General features: G+C 40.0%; 15 protein-coding genes. All 15 read right to left on the reverse strand.

Annotated elements, in window-relative coordinates; genetic code table 11:
• Positions 1-10 precede the first annotated feature (10 nt).
• The 15 genes from IGL13_RS06990 to IGL13_RS07060 all read right to left on the reverse strand — a co-directional run bounded on the left by IGL13_RS06990 (position 11) and on the right by IGL13_RS07060 (position 16,602).
• Positions 11-724 (reverse strand): carbonic anhydrase, encoded by a 714-nt coding sequence (locus IGL13_RS06990; protein ID WP_002401371.1) that lies wholly within the window; start codon positions 722-724, stop codon positions 11-13.
• 182 nt (positions 725-906) lie between these two features.
• Positions 907-1,539, reverse strand: a complete 633-nt coding sequence (pyrE, locus tag IGL13_RS06995) for an orotate phosphoribosyltransferase (RefSeq protein WP_002357418.1) — start codon at positions 1,537-1,539, stop codon at positions 907-909.
• Position 1,540: 1 nt separating this feature from the next.
• A complete protein-coding gene (gene pyrF, locus IGL13_RS07000) occupies positions 1,541-2,254 on the reverse strand; it encodes an orotidine-5'-phosphate decarboxylase (RefSeq protein WP_002374722.1) in 714 nt (237 codons plus the stop codon).
• Complete coding sequence (locus tag IGL13_RS07005; protein WP_002369312.1) at positions 2,244-3,182, reverse strand: dihydroorotate dehydrogenase; 939 nt, start codon at positions 3,180-3,182, stop codon at positions 2,244-2,246. The genes pyrF and IGL13_RS07005 overlap by 11 nt, the downstream gene beginning before the upstream one ends.
• Positions 3,179-3,970, reverse strand: coding sequence for a dihydroorotate dehydrogenase electron transfer subunit (locus tag IGL13_RS07010; protein WP_002365731.1), 792 nt, complete (start codon positions 3,968-3,970; stop codon positions 3,179-3,181). Before IGL13_RS07010 ends, IGL13_RS07005 begins: the two co-directional genes overlap by 4 nt.
• A 107-nt stretch (positions 3,971-4,077) precedes the next feature.
• Positions 4,078-7,260, reverse strand: coding sequence for a carbamoyl-phosphate synthase large subunit (gene carB / locus IGL13_RS07015; RefSeq protein WP_002378376.1), 3,183 nt, complete (start codon positions 7,258-7,260; stop codon positions 4,078-4,080).
• Positions 7,260-8,339 (reverse strand): carbamoyl phosphate synthase small subunit, encoded by a 1,080-nt coding sequence (locus tag IGL13_RS07020; RefSeq protein ID WP_002378377.1) that lies wholly within the window; start codon positions 8,337-8,339, stop codon positions 7,260-7,262. The genes carB and IGL13_RS07020 overlap by 1 nt, the downstream gene beginning before the upstream one ends.
• Before the next feature lie 2 nt (positions 8,340-8,341).
• Positions 8,342-9,625, reverse strand: coding sequence for a dihydroorotase (locus IGL13_RS07025; RefSeq protein ID WP_002364044.1), 1,284 nt, complete (start codon positions 9,623-9,625; stop codon positions 8,342-8,344).
• 8 nt (positions 9,626-9,633) lie between these two features.
• Positions 9,634-10,560 carry an aspartate carbamoyltransferase catalytic subunit gene (locus IGL13_RS07030; RefSeq protein WP_002357411.1) on the reverse strand — a complete coding sequence of 309 codons (927 nt, stop codon included), beginning with the start codon at positions 10,558-10,560 and terminating at the stop codon, positions 9,634-9,636.
• 13 nt (positions 10,561-10,573) lie between these two features.
• A complete protein-coding gene (locus IGL13_RS07035; RefSeq protein WP_002357410.1) occupies positions 10,574-11,854 on the reverse strand; it encodes a solute carrier family 23 protein in 1,281 nt (426 codons plus the stop codon).
• Between the two features lie 16 nt (positions 11,855-11,870).
• Positions 11,871-12,410, reverse strand: coding sequence for a bifunctional pyr operon transcriptional regulator/uracil phosphoribosyltransferase PyrR (gene pyrR, locus IGL13_RS07040; RefSeq protein WP_301280621.1), 540 nt, complete (start codon positions 12,408-12,410; stop codon positions 11,871-11,873).
• A 338-nt stretch (positions 12,411-12,748) separates the two neighbouring features.
• Complete coding sequence (locus tag IGL13_RS07045; RefSeq protein WP_002378378.1) at positions 12,749-13,654, reverse strand: RluA family pseudouridine synthase; 906 nt, start codon at positions 13,652-13,654, stop codon at positions 12,749-12,751.
• On the reverse strand, positions 13,641-14,117 hold the full coding sequence (gene lspA / locus IGL13_RS07050; RefSeq protein ID WP_002360174.1) for a signal peptidase II: 477 nt from the start codon (positions 14,115-14,117) through the stop codon (positions 13,641-13,643). Before lspA ends, IGL13_RS07045 begins: the two co-directional genes overlap by 14 nt.
• Positions 14,118-14,122: 5 nt before the next feature.
• A complete protein-coding gene (locus IGL13_RS07055; RefSeq protein ID WP_002360173.1) occupies positions 14,123-14,827 on the reverse strand; it encodes a CBS domain-containing protein in 705 nt (234 codons plus the stop codon).
• A gap of 104 nt (positions 14,828-14,931) precedes the next feature.
• Positions 14,932-16,602 (reverse strand): formate--tetrahydrofolate ligase, encoded by a 1,671-nt coding sequence (locus IGL13_RS07060; protein WP_002378379.1) that lies wholly within the window; start codon positions 16,600-16,602, stop codon positions 14,932-14,934.
• Positions 16,603-16,632 lie beyond the last annotated feature (30 nt).

Here is a 16,632-nt window from a genome sequence, read left to right on the forward strand (position 1 = left end):
CCTCCACACACTAATCATTTGAAAAATAAATCTTACGCCCATTCAACGGCTGAAGGGGCCGATTGTTAAAGGCCAACATACCTTCCTTGATCTTATTTAAAAAAGCTTGATCCATTTTTTGAATGGTATCAAATACAAACCATTTCACTGGACCCTTAGTTGGCGGTGTTGTTAACGAGCCTACATAATGGTAGTGTAGACGCTCCTCTGGTAAAAAGATTGACGGATTAAACCATTGTTGGTGCGTGCCGTTTTCCCAGTCCATCGGATGATTCGCTTCTGAAAAACGATTTTCTTCCTCAGTGATGGTAAACAGGCAACCGACAACTAAATTTTCGCCAGCGTCGTTCATATGAACCAAATGGAATTCTAGCGGATACTGCTTTCCCGATAGCAAATGTTCGCTAGGCATATGAAAATGGATATCGGTTAAATGATACGCAACATTTTCAAACATTACGTAACTTTCCATATTTGGTGGTACAAAATGAAACGTATTTTTGAATTCCTTTTCAGTGAATTCTTCTTTTTTATAATGAAACGTAATCTGAGAATTTATTGTCTCAGCACTTTCTTTTTCTAAAGCAATTGGCGATTGATAAGCAAACTTAGCACCTTCTGCAAACCAGTCACATAGCGTATGCCAATGTTCTGGTCCATCGTTGCCTGTATAGCTCCATTCAACGTCCATATTTTTTATTTTTTTCATACACTCTTCCTTCATTTCCACATAGTAATCAGGTAAAACTCATGTTAAAACTCTATCCTAACATCTTTTCTACGTCAAACAAAAGAACTTAGATCATTACGCTCCTCGGCAAATGACCTAAGTTCTCCTACCGTTAAATCTGGTTACTGAAAATGACACTAAAAATCAGACGACAAGAACTATCTTTAGTTCAACGGTTATTTGCCCCAGTTTTCAGGATCTTTTTTCCATTCTTGTAATAAGGTAACATCTTTTTCTTCGATATAATTTGCTTCTAATGCAGCATCAATTAAAGTTGAATAATTGGTTAACGTTAGTAACGTCATCTGTTTATCTGCAAAATTTGCCGTTCCTTTGGGTAACTCATAAGTGAAGATTGCCGCAACGCCTAAAACCGTTGCTCCTTCACGTTCCGCCGCTTCTGCCGCTTCTAACACGCTACCGCCGGTTGAAATTAAATCTTCGATAACTACCATTTTTTGTCCTTCAGAAATTCGGCCTTCAATTTGATTCCCTTTGCCGTGATCTTTGGCTTTACTGCGGATATAAACCATTGGTAATCCTAAAATATCGGCTACCCATGCCGCATGTGGAATCCCTGCGGTAGCTGTCCCAGCAATCACTTCGACTTCTGGGAAAGTCTCTTTAATTTTTGCCGCTAAGCCTTCTGCAATTTCTTTACGCACAGCAGGATAACTCATCGTGATACGGTTATCACAATAAATCGGGCTTTTTATGCCACTAGCCCAAGTAAAAGGCTCATTAGGGTTTAAAAATACCGCTTCAATATCTAATAAATCTTTGGCAATCTTTTTTGCTACTTTTGTCATGTTACTTTCCGCTCCAGTCTTTTTTGATTTCTTGATAGGCTTCATAAGGATTTTCTGCTTGGGTAATAGGTCGGCCAACAACGATATATGTGGACCCGATTTCGCGAGCATGTTGCGGCGTAACGACCCGTTGTTGGTCACCTACTGCACTTCCTGCTGGACGAATACCAGGTGTTAAGCAAATAAACGTTTGCTTGGTTGCTTCTTGAATACCACGTGCTTCTAATGCTGAACAAACCACGCCATCCAGACCCGCTTTTTCCGCACATTTAGCATAATGAATGACACTTGTCTCTAAAGGAACGTTGATTAATTGATCGTGCTGCATCTCTTCTTCACTAGTAGAAGTCAACTGGGTTACAGCAATTAACTCAGGAACCTTAGCGCCTGGCTGAGTCCCTTTGATTAGACCTTCCTTAGCTGCTTGCATCATTCGAACGCCCCCTGCTGCATGGACATTGGTAATGGCAACGCCTAATTTTGCTAAATTTGTCATCGCTTTTTCCACAGTATTCGGAATATCATGTAATTTTAAATCCAAGAAAACATCGTGTCCTTGTTCTTTAAGCCAGCGAACAATCGCTGGTCCTTCTGCGTAAAAAAGTTCCATCCCCACTTTAACAAACAAGGCTTCTTCCTTAGGGAATTTTTCTAAAAAAACAGCCACTTCTTTTTGCGTGGGAAAATCTAACGCAATAATTGGTCTATCGTGCATTTTGCTGCCCCTCTCTCACTTCTTTAATTAATTGTTCCAACGATTCAATACCTAACTCTTCCATTCGCTTAGGTAATCCGTCAATCAACTTCGGACAAATATATGGATCTGTAAAGTTGGCCGTACCAACCCCGACAGCGCTAGCACCTGCCATGAACATTTCCAAGACATCGTCCACTGTTTGAACACCGCCCATTCCAATAATTGGCAACTGAGAAACACTGGCTACTTGTCGGATTAAGCGAATGGCAACAGGTTTAATGGCTGGGCCAGATAGTCCGCCAGTTTGATTGGCTAAAATAGGTTTTCTCGTTTTTAAATCAATGCGCATCCCTAGCAATGTATTAATCATAGAAAAACCGTCTGCGCCCCCTGCTTCAATTGCTTGGGCGATCGGCACAATGTCCGTTACGTTTGGTGATAGTTTAACATAAATCGGAACAGAGGCGACTTTTTTGACTGCTTGTGTTAATTGAAAAGCAACCTCTGGATCTGTACCAAAAGCTATGCCGCCATGTTTCACATTAGGACAGGAAATATTCAATTCAATTGCTTTGACGTTAGGCGCTTGCCCAATTTTTGCGCAAACAGCCACATAGTCTTCTTCGCAAGCACCTGCAACATTTGCGATAATCGGTAAGTTAGGGTATTTTTCTAATTTCGGTAATTTTTCTTGCATAACCACTTCTAAACCTGGATTCTGCAATCCAATGGCATTTAGCATACCACTAGGTGTTTCAGCTACACGTGGTGTGGGATTTCCATATCGTGCTTGGGGCGTTGTTGCCTTAATCATAATTGAACCTAATTGATCAAGGTCATAATAGTTAGCATATTCTTCCCCGAACCCAAAGCAACCACTGGCGGGAATAATTGGATTTTTTAATGTTAAACCTGGAATTGAAACAGCTAAAGGATTTTTCATCATAAGATAACCTCACTTGCTTTAAAAATCGGACCTTCATCACAGACCTTGACACTTTTTGCTCCAGTAGTGTCTCCTTTTTTATGGCAAACGCAGGCATAACAGGCCCCAATTCCACAGGCCATCCGTTCTTCTAAAGAAAGGTAAACGTGTGGATGTGTTGGAAATAAAGAATCAATTGCTTTTAACATACCATTCGCACCACAAGCATACACTGCATCAGGGATCCGTCCTTTTGCTAACGCTTCTGACAATAAACGGCCCACGTTGCCATGAGCGCCAAACGAGCCGTCATCTGTGGCAAAATGTGTTTCTCCTAATGCCATAAATTCTTGTTGGTAATAAGCAACCTCTTTTGATGCATAACCAAGAAAATGAATCACTTTCACGCCTTTTTCATTGAGTTGTTTTGATAATTCATACAATGGGGGAATCCCGATTCCTCCGCCAACGATAAAAGCAGTTTGACCAGCTGCTACGGTAGTTATATCAAAGCCGTTTCCTAAAGGACCTAAAATATCTAATTGTTCACCAGCCTTCATGGTGGCAAACACTTCCGTTCCAGCGCCTTCGACTCGATAAATCAAACGACAGGTTTCATTCGAATGATCAATTTGGTTGATGCTAATCGGTCGCCGCAAAAGTAAATCTGCACGCGGAACCTTGATATGCACAAACTGTCCAGGTCGTGTCATCTCTTTCACTAACTCGCCTTGTAAGTCTAACTGATAAATCCGTGGCGCTAACTGTTTTTGAGCTACAATGGTCATCATTTCTTGCTTTCTCTGCATCAGTATCCTTCACTCCTTTATTCTCTGATTCCCCTATAAATGATTTTCTATTTCTTCGTAAAAGAATCTGGAACAGTCCTCCTCAGACGATTGTTCCAGATTTTTGCTTAAATGGCTTCTGTCGTAAAGGCTCTTGATTCTAAAACTTTTAAAATCGCATTCGCTGTGTCAAGCGAGGTAAACAATGGAATCCCATGTTCGACTGCTTCCCGACGGATTGAAAACCCATCTTGGTTGGCACTGGAACGATTTTTATCCATGGTATTGATTACCACTTGTGCATTCCCATTACGAATGACATCCAGCACGGTTTCCCCTTCAGGATTAGAAATTTTCGTCACTTTCTTAACAGGCAACTGATGCTTCGCTAAAAAGTCAGCGGTTCCTTCCGTTGCGACTAAACTATAGCCAATTGCTGAAAAACGCTTAGCAATTTCTAACGCCTCTTCTTTTGTTTCATCAGCAATGGTGAAAAGTACAGCCCCATAACTTGGCAAATGCAAGCCAGATGCTTCAAAGGCTTTATACAAGGCTTTTTCTAAATAATAATCACTACCCATAACTTCCCCAGTTGATTTCATTTCAGGCCCTAAGTACGTATCTACTTTTTGTAGTTTCGTAAAGGAGAATACAGGGGCTTTCACATGAACTTGTTTACTTTCAGGATATAATCCATCTTGATATCCTAGGTCAGTCAGTTTCTCACCAAGAATCGCTTTTGTAGCAACTTGGGCCATCGGAATCCCTGTGATTTTACTTAAGAAAGGAACTGTTCGACTCGCACGAGGATTCACTTCAATCACATAAACACGATTTTCATGAATAACAAATTGAATATTCATCATGCCTACACAGTTTAAACCAAGTGCCAGTTTTTTTGTATAATCGGCAATCGTTGCTTGAATTTCTTGAGAAAGATACTGCGGTGGATAAACCGCCATTGAATCACCAGAATGAACGCCAGCCCGTTCAATATGTTCCATAATCCCTGGAATTAGTACTGTTTCACCATCACAAATGGCATCAACTTCACATTCTTGTCCCAATAAATAGCTATCAACTAAGACAGGATGTTCTGGAGAAGCTTTGACTGCATGTCGCATATAATCTTCCAAATCCTTTTGATTTTCGACAATTTCCATTGCACGACCACCTAAAACATAACTTGGACGCACTAAAACGGGATAGCCGATACGATCAGCAATCACGATTGCTTCTTCTGCACTTGTGGCCGTATCTCCTGGTGGTTGAGGAATCGCTAACTCTTGCAAAGCTTGTTCAAATAAATCACGATTTTCCGCACGATCTAAATCTTCAATCGTTGTTCCAAGAATTTTAACGCCTTGTTTTGTGAGCGGCTCAGCTAAATTAATCGCTGTTTGTCCACCAAATTGGACGATCACGCCAATCGGATTTTCTAAATCAATCACATTCATGACGTCTTCTAAAGTTAATGGCTCAAAGTATAATTTATCAGAAACAGAGAAATCTGTTGAAACTGTTTCAGGATTACTATTCATAATAATTGCTTCATAACCAGCCGCTTGGATCGCTTTGACAGAATGAACCGTTGCATAATCAAACTCGACCCCTTGACCAATGCGAATGGGACCAGAACCTAATACTAGTACAGAAGGCTTTTTCGAAACATTGCTTTCGTTTTCCACTTCATACGTGCTATAAAAATAAGGCGTATGTGATTCAAACTCTGCAGCACACGTATCCACCATTTTATAGACGGGCACAATTTGATTGGCTCTGCGGAAGTCAGCGATGGCTTGTTCTGTTTGGCCCCAAAGTGCCGCAATTTTCCGATCAGAAAAACCATTTTGTTTGGCTTCTTTCAAAACAGCTACGTTGTCCACGTGACTTTCAAGGGTCGTTTCAATTTCGATAATGTGTAAAAGTTTATCCAAGAAGAATAAATCAATTTTCGTTAAACTTTGTAATTCTTCGATGCTATATCCTCTGCGAATGGCTTCTGATAAGTAGAACAATCGATCATCTTGCGCATGGACCATTTTCTTCGTTAATTCTAAATCACTGACATGACTTAGTTCTGCTAACTCGTTGTGATAAGCACCAATTTCTAAAGAACGAACTGCTTTTAATAAGGATTCTTCAATATTGCGGCCAATTGCCATGACTTCCCCGGTTGCTTTCATTTGCGTTCCTAGTTCTCGAGCACCTTTTTCAAATTTATCAAAAGGCCAACGAGGAATTTTGGAAACAACATAGTCCAAAGCCGGTTCAAATTCGGCATAAGTGGTTCCAGTAACTGGATTTTTCATTTCATCTAATGTTAAACCAACAGCAATTTTTGCAGCTAACTTCGCAATGGGATACCCTGTGGCTTTACTAGCAAGTGCAGATGAGCGAGAAACACGAGGATTAACTTCAATCACATAATAATTAAAGCTATGCGGGTCCAAAGCTAATTGAACATTACAGCCACCTTCAATTTTTAATGCACGAATAATTTTCAAGGACGCATCTCGCAACATTTGGTATTCATAATCTGATAAGGTTTGACTCGGAGCAAAAACAATCGAATCCCCAGTGTGAATGCCGACAGGATCAAAGTTTTCCATGTTACAAACCACAATCGCATTATCAGCCGAATCACGCATCACTTCATATTCAATTTCTTTAAAACCAGCAATACTTTTTTCAATTAAACATTGTGTAACTGGTGATAATTTCAGACCGTTTTCGGCAATCTGACGGAGTTCTTCTTCTGTATCACACATGCCGCCGCCTGTTCCACCTAAAGTAAATGCGGGACGAACGATAATTGGATAGCCAATTCGTTTGGCAAAAGCCACGGCTTGTTCCACCGTATTGACAATTTCACTTTCTGGAATCGGTTGTTCTAATTCTTCCATCAATTGTTTAAATAAATCACGGTCTTCCGCTTGGTCAATCGCACTGAGCTTTGTTCCTAGCAATTCTACATTTAGCTCATCTAAAATTCCTGATTCCGATAATTCCATCGCCATATTTAATCCAGTTTGACCACCTAATGTTGGTAGAAGAGCATCAGGACGTTCTTTTCGCAAAATTCTTGAAACAAATTCTAAAGTAATCGGTTCGATATAAACATGATCCGCGATTTCCTTATCGGTCATGATAGTCGCTGGATTTGAGTTTACTAAGACAACTTCATACCCTTCTTCTTTTAGCGCTAAACAGGCTTGTGTGCCTGCATAGTCAAATTCTGCTGCTTGTCCAATAATGATTGGTCCTGAACCAATCACCATGATTTTCTTGATGTCCGTTCGTTTTGGCATTAGTTTTGCTCCTTCCATGCATCCATTAATTCCATAAATTCGTCAAATAAATGAAGACCATCGTGCGGTCCTGGAGCCGCATCTGGGTGATATTGCACAGTAAAAGCTGGATAATCTCGATGACGCACGCCTTCAACCGTTCCATCATTGACTTCCACGTGGGTCACAAGTAATTTTTCTGGATCAATTGTTGCTTCATCTACGGCATATCCGTGGTTTTGTGAAGTGAAATCAATGCGTCCTGTTGCAATTTCTCGTACAGGATGATTCAAACCGCGATGTCCAAACTTCATCTTATACGTATCCGCACCATTTGCTAATGAAAATAACTGATGACCTAAGCAGATGCCGAAAATTGGAACTTTTCCTTGGATTGCTTGAATCATTTCAATAGCTTCAGGCACATCTTTGGGATCTCCAGGCCCATTTGTCAACATGACACCATCGGGACTTAATTCTAAAATCTCTTCGGCCGTTGTATTATAAGGCAACACGGTTAAGTTGCATTGCCGTTTTGATAATTCTCGCAAAATACTATGTTTCAACCCAAAATCAACGACGACTACATTACGCCCAATACCTGGACTCGGATAAGGCTTAGTGGTGGAGACTTGTGCCACTTGATTTTTCGGCATGACTGTCGCTTTTAATTGATCAAACGCATGCGGCAAATCATCCACGGCATCAATGATGCTCCCTTTCATTGTTCCAACTGATCGTAACTTACGAGTCAGCGCACGCGTATCAATTCCTGAAATTCCCGGAATCCCTTTGCGCTTTAAAAATTCATCCAAGGTCATTTGTTGACGCCAATTTGAAGCAACCCGCGCATGCTCTTTAACAATGACACCTTTACAGGTTGGTGCAATGGATTCATAATCATCTCGGTTGACCCCGTAATTTCCAACTAATGGATACGTAAAAGTAATCATTTGTCCATTAAAACTTTGGTCAGTAATTGCTTCTTGGTAACCTGTCATGCCAGTAGTAAAAACAACTTCTCCTACTACATTGCCTTCTGCACCAAACGCTTTTCCTTCAAATACTGTTCCGTCTTCTAAAATCAATAACCTTTTCAAACCTACTGCGCCTCCTCCGACCAAGCTAATGCTCCGTCAACAAATGTCATAAGTGTCTTTCCTTTGACTGTCCACCCTGTAAATGGTGTATTGACAGCCATTGATTCAAATGCTTCTGCATCAATTGGTGCAGCTGTTGCTAAGTCAAAAACTGCAATGTCTGCTGGTGCACCAATTGTTAGTGTTCCTGCGTTTAATCCAAAAATTTCTGCCGGTTTCACTGCCATCCAATCAATCACTTGTTCTAATGTGAAAATGCCTGTTTCGACAAAGTTCGTATAAATCAATTGGAAGGCCGTTTCACTACCGACAATGCCAAAAGGTGCGTTTAAAAATGATTGTTGTTTTTCTTCTAAACCATGGGGCGCATGGTCGGTAGCAATACAGTCAATCGTGCCATCTAACAAGCCGTCAATCAATGCTTGTCGATCTGCTAAACCACGTAATGGCGGGTTCATTTTCCAAAACCCTTCGTCACCAGGAATATCCTCATCGACTAAAATTAAATGGTGTGGCGAAACTTCGGCTGTTACGTGAATCCCTGCTTTTTTAGCATCTCGAATAACGCGCACGCTTTCTTCTGTTGAAACATGACAAACATGATAATGAACGCCTGTTTCTTTTGCTAAAGTAATATCCCGAGCAATTTGTGAAGCTTCCGTTGCACTTAAAATCCCTGGTAAGCCTAATTTCTTAGAAACTTCTCCTTCATGCATCACACCACCAAATAATAAAGATTCATCTTCCGTGTGCGCAACAAGCGCCATATTTAATGCAGCCGCTTCTTTCATGGCTAAGTACATCGTTCCTGCCGTTTGGACACCAACACCATCATTCGTAAATGCAAAGGCGCCCGCTTCTTTTAAGGCCTTCTGATTGGTTAAAACTTCACTCCGTAGCTCTTCTGTAATGGGGGCATATTGTAAAACTTTCACGACTGCATCTTTTTGAATTAAGTCGTAAACCTCACTTAATTTTTCAGCCGTATCTGGTACTGGATTCAAATTGGGCATTGCGCAAACCGTAGTAAAACCACCGCGAGCAGCAGCTTTACTACCCGTTTTAATCGTTTCTTTATACGTAAAGCCTGGTTCTCTAAAGTGAACATGCACATCCACCAAGCCTGGCGTGATTAGTTGCCCTTTCGCATCAAACACTTGCTCAAAATCTGCTTCGTCAAACGATTCTCCGATTGCGTGAATCACACCATTTTCTAGCCAAAGTGCTGCCTCAATCAATTGATTCTCTTTTTTGATGATTTTTCCATTCTTAATTAACGTCTTCATTTCTCCACCTAGGCCTTTCCATGTAAAATTGCTTCTAAAATTGCCATGCGCATAAAGACTCCGTTACTCATTTGCGCGACGATTCTTGATTGCAGACTTTCCACTAATTCATCTGCCAGTTCAACATCCCGATTGACTGGCGCTGGATGCATAATAATTGCGTGTTTCTGTAAACGAGTTGCCCGTTCGTTGGTTAAACCATATTCCAAATGATAGCCTTCTTTTGAAAAACTTTCCTTACCATCATGACGTTCGTGCTGCACGCGAAGCAACATCATCACATCGACTTTTTCAACAATTTCATCTAATGGCACATATTGTCCATAGACATCAAACTGATGATCGTACCACTCTTCTGGACCTGAAAAATAAATTTCAGCGCCTAAACGGTTTAATAACTGCATATTTGATTTAGCAACGCGAGAATGTGTAATATCTCCCACAATCGCCACTTTCAAGCCTTCAAATCCACCAAATTCTTCATAAATGGTCATCAGATCCAATAAACATTGTGTAGGGTGTTGTCCACTCCCGTCCCCACCGTTAATAATAGAACATTGAATCGTTTTACTTTGAATCAATTCATCGTAATAATTTTCTTTACCATGACGAATGACTGCTACATCTACACCAATTGCCGACATCGTTAGTACTGTGTCGTATAACGTTTCTCCTTTTTGAACAGAACTTCTACTTGCTTCAAACTCAATCACTTCTAAGCCTAATTTTTTCTCAGCTACCTCAAAACTTTTATGTGTTCGAGTACTATTTTCAAAAAACAAGTTTGTTGCAAAATATTGACGTTCTTCTGGGTGCCATTTTGCCCCCTGTTTAAATTCTCCTGCGCGACGGATTAACCCCATGACTTCACGGTCGGTTAAAGCCTCAGCAGTTAAAAGATGTTTTAAACTAATTCGTTCAGATGTAATAATCATTCGTACAGTCCTCCTACTGTTCTTCGCTACGTGCGTTTTCCGGTAAAATTAAATTCAAAACAATTCCTAAGACAGTTGCTAATGCCATTGAAGACAATTCAAAGGTTCCTACTTTGAAGACTAAGCCACCAATGCCGATGACTAAAATTACTGAAGCAATCAATAAATTCTTTTTCTTATCAAAATTAATCTTATTATCGATTAAGATTTTCAAACCACTTGCGGCAATCACACCGAACAAGACGAAACTAATTCCTGAAATAACTGGTCCTGGGATACTTAGAATCAAGGCACTTAATTTTCCAACAAATCCTAAAGCTACAGCGAACACCGCGGCTCCACCAATCACGAAGACACTGTGTACTCTTGTAATTGCCAGCACGCCGATATTTTCACCATAACTTGTAACTGGTGGTCCACCAACAAAACCTGCTACAATTTGCGCTAAGCCATCTCCCATTAAAGTTTTAGATAAGCCTGGGTCTTGGAAAAAGTTGCGCTTGGTTAATTTATTCAAGACCATTAAATGACCAATATGTTCTGTCATTGTTACAAAAGCAATTGGTGCCATTGTTGTAATGGCATTTAAATACAATTTCGGTTCATATTGAACAAAAGGTACTTCAAAATTCGGTAAAGCAAACCAAGCAGCTTCTTTAATAGGGGTTAAGTCAATAATTCCGAAAGCTAAAGCGACTAGGTACCCACTAACAATTCCCAAAAGAATTGGAATTAATCCTAGGAAGCCTTTGAAAAACATGTTGTAAAAAATGGTTAAGCCTAAAGTAATTAAGGCTACGGCAATATATTTAAAATCATAAACGTTGTTGTTATACATTGCGTTATTTGCGGCATTAGCTGCCAAGCCTAAACCGATAACCATCACGACAGGTCCTACAACGATAGGCGGTAAAATTTTATCCAACCAGTCGGAACCAATTTTTTTAATGATTAATGAAACGATTAGGTATACCAAGCCGGTTGTCATAGCACCTTGGGCAATGGCTGGATAACCATCACTCTTCATTAACATCTGCATCGCTGCAATAAAAGCAAAGCTACTGCCAAGATAAGCGGGGATTTTTCCTTTTGTAGTAATCAGATAGACCATTGTTCCTAATCCTGAACTGACTAACGCAATCCCTGGGTCAATTCCTACTAAGATTGGTACTAAAACCGTTGCACCAAACATCGTAAATAAATGTTGTAAACTTAGGCCAACCCAGTGAAAAGCTTGCGGTCTGTCTTTAATATCTAAGACTGCATCCTCATTTCGAAATTCTTTTTCTGACAACGTTGTTCACTCCTTTTTATTCGTTTCCTTTACTGATCATAATACGATCTGCGCCGTCACGCTCTTCCATTTCCACAATAATTTCCTCAGTTTTTGATGTTGGAATATTTTTCCCTACATAATCGGCACGAATCGGTAGTTCCCGATGCCCACGATCTACTAAGACTGCTAAAGAGATTTTTCTTGGACGACCTAAATCCATAACAGCGTCCATCGCAGCACGAATGGTCCGGCCCGTGTACAAGACATCATCCACTAAAATAACTTCTTTACCTTCAATTGAGACTGGTACGTCAGAAGAATGTAATTCAGGTTCCTCCATATCTTTCACATCATCACGATACAAAGTAATATCTAATTCACCAACTGGCACGTCAATATCTTCTAATTGTTTTAAGCGTTCGGCTAGACGTTGTGCAATGTATATCCCACGCGTTTTAATTCCTACTAAAACAATGTCTTGAATTCCTTTGTTTCTTTCAATAATTTCATACGAGATTCGAGTAAGCGCTCGTTTCATTGTGACTGCGTCAACAACTTCTTTCTTTGGCATAATAATTTCCTCCTCATTTCTTTTTTATCTACGTCCTCGCTGTCTTGGGGTCAGCGATTCTTCCTTCAATTGAGCAGCTGAAAAATAAGTGGATTTTTATTGAAATTGTCCTGTTATTTTTTCCAACAAAAAATCCTCCTACCCGTATGAGGATAGGAGGATGTTGGTTACAGTTTAAAAAGGTACAAGGGTACCATGTAGCCCACACAACTTACTAACTAAGCGCACCTAGTGTTCTTTTGCATGATTCCTTCTTAGCCTCACGGGACTAAACTTAAAGGTTACAGTTATTTAGTTATTTTTCTTCTTAAAAAAGAGTTTACCTCTTCTTCAGAAAAAAATCAATGATTATTTCTTAATTGGTGTAAAGTTTTTTCAAAAACTTCTGGTAAAGGTGCTTCAAAGACTAATTGTTCACCTGTAGTAGGATGTGTAAAGCCTAATAACTTCGCATGTAAAAATTGTCCATTGCCAGGCAATGTTTTTTTCGGTCCATATAATGGATCTCCAGCTAATGGATAACCGATATATTTCATGTGAACACGGATTTGATGTGTCCGGCCTGTTTCTAGTTGTAATTCAACTAAGGTAAATGCATCAAAACGCTCTAAAACAGTAAAATGCGTGACTGCTTCTTTACCGCCTTCAATGACCGCTTGCATTTTGCGGTCAACCTTGGAACGACCAATAGGCGCATTTATCTCTCCCTTATCGTGAGGAATAACACCGTGGACCAAGGCAACGTATTTACGTAATGATGTTTTTTCTTTTAGCTGTTTCGCTAATGATTCATGGGCTTGATCATTTTTAGCCACCATCAATAGCCCCGAAGTATCTTTATCAATTCGATGAACAATTCCCGGTCGCACCACATCATTAATCGCCGATAAGTGATCCGCATGATGAAGTAACGCGTTCACTAATGTACCATTGGGATGCCCTACCGAAGGATGAACAACCATGCCTTGAGGTTTGTTGACGACAATCACATCATTGTCTTCATAAACAATGGTCAAAGGAATATCCTCTGCTACCATATCTAGAACTTCTGGTTCAGGAATTGTTACAACAATTTCATCGCCTGCTGTAACTTTGTAATTTGCGCGGACCGTTTCACCGTTAACTGTTACGTGTTTTTCTTTTAACCATTGTTGAATTTGCGAGCGGGAATGATTGGGTAAATGTTCACTTAATACTTTGTCAATCCGGCCTTTTTCTGTTTGAATCGTTACGTTAATTTGTTCCATTTTTGCCTTCCTTTGCTGCTTTTTCATCTAAAATCAAATAAATAAATATACAAATAACGCCGACCACTAACGTACTATCTGCAACATTAAAAATAGGAAAATTCATAAAATCCGTTTGGAGCATGTCCACCACGTAGCCTAAACGTACACGATCAATAAAATTCCCAATGGCACCTGCTAAGACAAAAGATAAACCTACAGAATACCAGATACTTTTTTTATAATTCTTAATTAATAAATAAATAATCACGACACTAACAATTACTGTGATGACATAAAAGAATATCATCTTTCCTTCTAATAAGCTCCAAGCGGCTCCGGTATTTCTTAAATGGGTCAGCGACAAAAATCCAGGAATGAATTCTTTTGTTTCACCCAAAGAAATGTTTTGGACCGTCAAATATTTGCTCCATTGGTCAAGCCCTACTAATAAGGCACTGATTAAAAAATATACTACTAACAATCGCGTCATTCCTTTTCTCTATGAATACTTGCTAAATCTCTTGGTCGAACAATGCCTACTAACTCACCATTAGGATGGCCACTTTTACTAATAAGCACAGCTTCTAAGCGTGGCTGCTCCCGAAACATTTGTTCAACTTCAAAAACGGTTGCTTCAATTGAAACAAATTGATAGTTGCTGCGTTTATAATTTGATGCCAACAATTCTCGCACCGTTCGGTTGGCAATGTGAACTTCGCCTTTGGTGCTCTCAATGGCAAACCATACACCAATCCCTCGAACCGTGATTAATCCTTTAAATACACCTTTTTCATAAATCGGAAATTGGGAATATTGTTTTTTTGCAATAATCGTTAATAACGTTTCTAAAGAAGTGGTGATTTCAAAAGCTGTAACACGTTTCGCAAATTTAGGCACTACTTTTTCTGGTTTTGTTAAAGCTTGTTCAATCGTTTCAATTCGTTGAACTGCCCATTCGTTTGGCTCTGCAATTACAAAATCATCAGCAATTCGCTCATGAACGATGGCATTTCTTAACTGAGCCATTTGAAGCAAATCCTCTTCAAATTGAGCAATCTGTCCTTTTTCTTTTCGGGAAAGACGTCTTGTCATTTCACTGAATCCCATATTGACAGGATTGTTCAGTCTCTCTCTCATCCACTTTTCAATGCGATTAAAGTGTGCTAAAAATGTATCTGCTCGTTCCCCCATAGTCGTTGCTCCTTATAATAAACTACGCAATAAATTTCCGTCATTATTTTTTATTGAGCTACTTTCAAGTATATACTAAAAATAGGTCTCAGGAAAGAGCGGCTTTAAAAGAGACCGCTCGCTTGACCCGTTTCGTCCACATCCATATTTAACGCAGCAGGAACCTTCGGCAAGCCAGGCATCGTTAAAATGTCACCCGTTAACGCCACGATAAACCCTGCACCGATTTTTGGAACTAGCTCACGAATCGTAATCGTAAATCCTTCTGGCCGTCCTAATTTTTGAGGATCGTCAGAAAGTGAATACTGTGTCTTCGCCATGCAAATTGGTAATTGATCCCAACCATTTTTTGTAAAGTCTGCGATTTGCTTTTGCGCTTTCGGAGAAAAAATCGCCTGTTCCCCGCCGTAAATCGTTTGTACAATGGCTTGAATTTTTTCTTCAATAGTTTGGCGATGATTATATAAAGGTTGAAACTGTTTTGTATTGGCTTCAATCTCTGCTACTACTGTTTTCGCTAGGTTCGTGCCACCTGCGCCACCTTGCGCCCAAACACTTGTTAACTCGACGGGCACGCCTAACGCTTGGCAAGCTTCTTTCAACAGTTGAATTTCCTTCTCTGTATCCTGTGTAAACTCATTAATTGCAACAACTACTGGTACATCATAACGTTGCATGTTTTGAATATGTTTTTCTAAGTTGGTAAAGCCTTTTTGTAACGCTGGTAAATTTTCTTCTGCTAACTGATCTTTCGCCAAACCGCCATGCATTTTCAACGCGCGAATCGTTGCCACAATCACAACGGCATCGGGTGCTTTTCCTAAAGAAGGTACTTTAATATCTAAAAATTTTTCGCCACCCAAGTCGCCACCAAAACCTGCTTCTGTTACGACATAATCCCCTAGATGCAAAGCTGTTTTTGTCGCTAAAATACTGTTACATCCATGAGCGATATTGGCAAAAGGACCACCGTGAACAAAAGCTGGAGTTCCTTCAATCGTTTGAACTAAATTAGGTTTTAAGGCGTCTTTTAATAATAAAGTCAGGGCACCTGCCACGTTTAAATCTTTAACCGTCACCGGCTCTCTTTGGTCATTATAGGCGACAATAATCCGACTTAAGCGTTCTTTTAAGTCCGTTAAATTTTGCGCTAAACAAAGAATCGCCATAATTTCGCTTGCCACAGTAATATCGAAACCGTCTTCTCTTGGTACACCTTGGAAAGGACCGCCTAAACCAACAACGACCTGTCTGAGCGCACGATCATTTAGATCCACTGCCCGTTTCCAAATCACCCGTCGAGAATCAATCTTTAATTCATTTCCTTGCTGTAAATGATTATCTAGTAACGCAGCTAAGGCATTATTGGCTGTCGTAATCGCATGCATATCACCAGTAAAATGCAAATTGATTTCTTCCATTGGTAATACTTGTGCGTAACCACCACCTGTTGCGCCACCTTTAATCCCCATCACAGGACCTAATGATGGTTCTCTTAGGGCAATAACTGTTTTTTTATTGATTTGATTTAATGCATCTCCTAAACCAATGGTCACGGTTGACTTTCCTTCTCCTGCTGGCGTTGGATTAATCGACGTAACGAGGATTAATTTACCTTCTGGTTGCGCTTCTAAGGATTGAAGCGTTGGAAAATCTATTTTCGCTTTGTATTTCCCATAAAGTTCTAGCGAATCTTCTGAAAGACCGATTGTTTCGGCAATCTCTTGAATAGGTTTTAATGTTGCTGCTTGTGCAATGTTAATATCTGTCTTCATAACGGACCCCTTTTCAATTCTTTATCGTCT

The sequence above is a fragment of the Enterococcus sp. DIV1937 genome, from assembly GCF_050535975.1.
GTDB lineage: Bacteria > Bacillota > Bacilli > Lactobacillales > Enterococcaceae > Enterococcus > Enterococcus faecalis.

What these genes read in the sequence shown, in the direction of transcription:
- IGL13_RS06990 (WP_002401371.1), bottom strand. Translation starts at nt 724, where the DNA reads ATGAAGGAAGAGTGTATGAAAAAAATAAAAAATATGGACGTTGAATGG.
- pyrE (WP_002357418.1), bottom strand. Translation starts at nt 1,539, where the DNA reads ATGACAAAAGTAGCAAAAAAGATTGCCAAAGATTTATTAGATATTGAA.
- pyrF (WP_002374722.1), bottom strand. Translation starts at nt 2,254, where the DNA reads ATGCACGATAGACCAATTATTGCGTTAGATTTTCCCACGCAAAAAGAA.
- IGL13_RS07005 (WP_002369312.1), bottom strand. Translation starts at nt 3,182, where the DNA reads ATGATGAAAAATCCTTTAGCTGTTTCAATTCCAGGTTTAACATTAAAA.
- IGL13_RS07010 (WP_002365731.1), bottom strand. Translation starts at nt 3,970, where the DNA reads ATGCAGAGAAAGCAAGAAATGATGACCATTGTAGCTCAAAAACAGTTA.
- carB (WP_002378376.1), bottom strand. Translation starts at nt 7,260, where the DNA reads ATGCCAAAACGAACGGACATCAAGAAAATCATGGTGATTGGTTCAGGA.
- IGL13_RS07025 (WP_002364044.1), bottom strand. Translation starts at nt 9,625, where the DNA reads ATGAAGACGTTAATTAAGAATGGAAAAATCATCAAAAAAGAGAATCAA.
- IGL13_RS07030 (WP_002357411.1), bottom strand. Translation starts at nt 10,560, where the DNA reads ATGATTATTACATCTGAACGAATTAGTTTAAAACATCTTTTAACTGCT.
- IGL13_RS07045 (WP_002378378.1), bottom strand. Translation starts at nt 13,654, where the DNA reads ATGGAACAAATTAACGTAACGATTCAAACAGAAAAAGGCCGGATTGAC.
- IGL13_RS07055 (WP_002360173.1), bottom strand. Translation starts at nt 14,827, where the DNA reads ATGGGGGAACGAGCAGATACATTTTTAGCACACTTTAATCGCATTGAA.
- IGL13_RS07060 (WP_002378379.1), bottom strand. Translation starts at nt 16,602, where the DNA reads ATGAAGACAGATATTAACATTGCACAAGCAGCAACATTAAAACCTATT.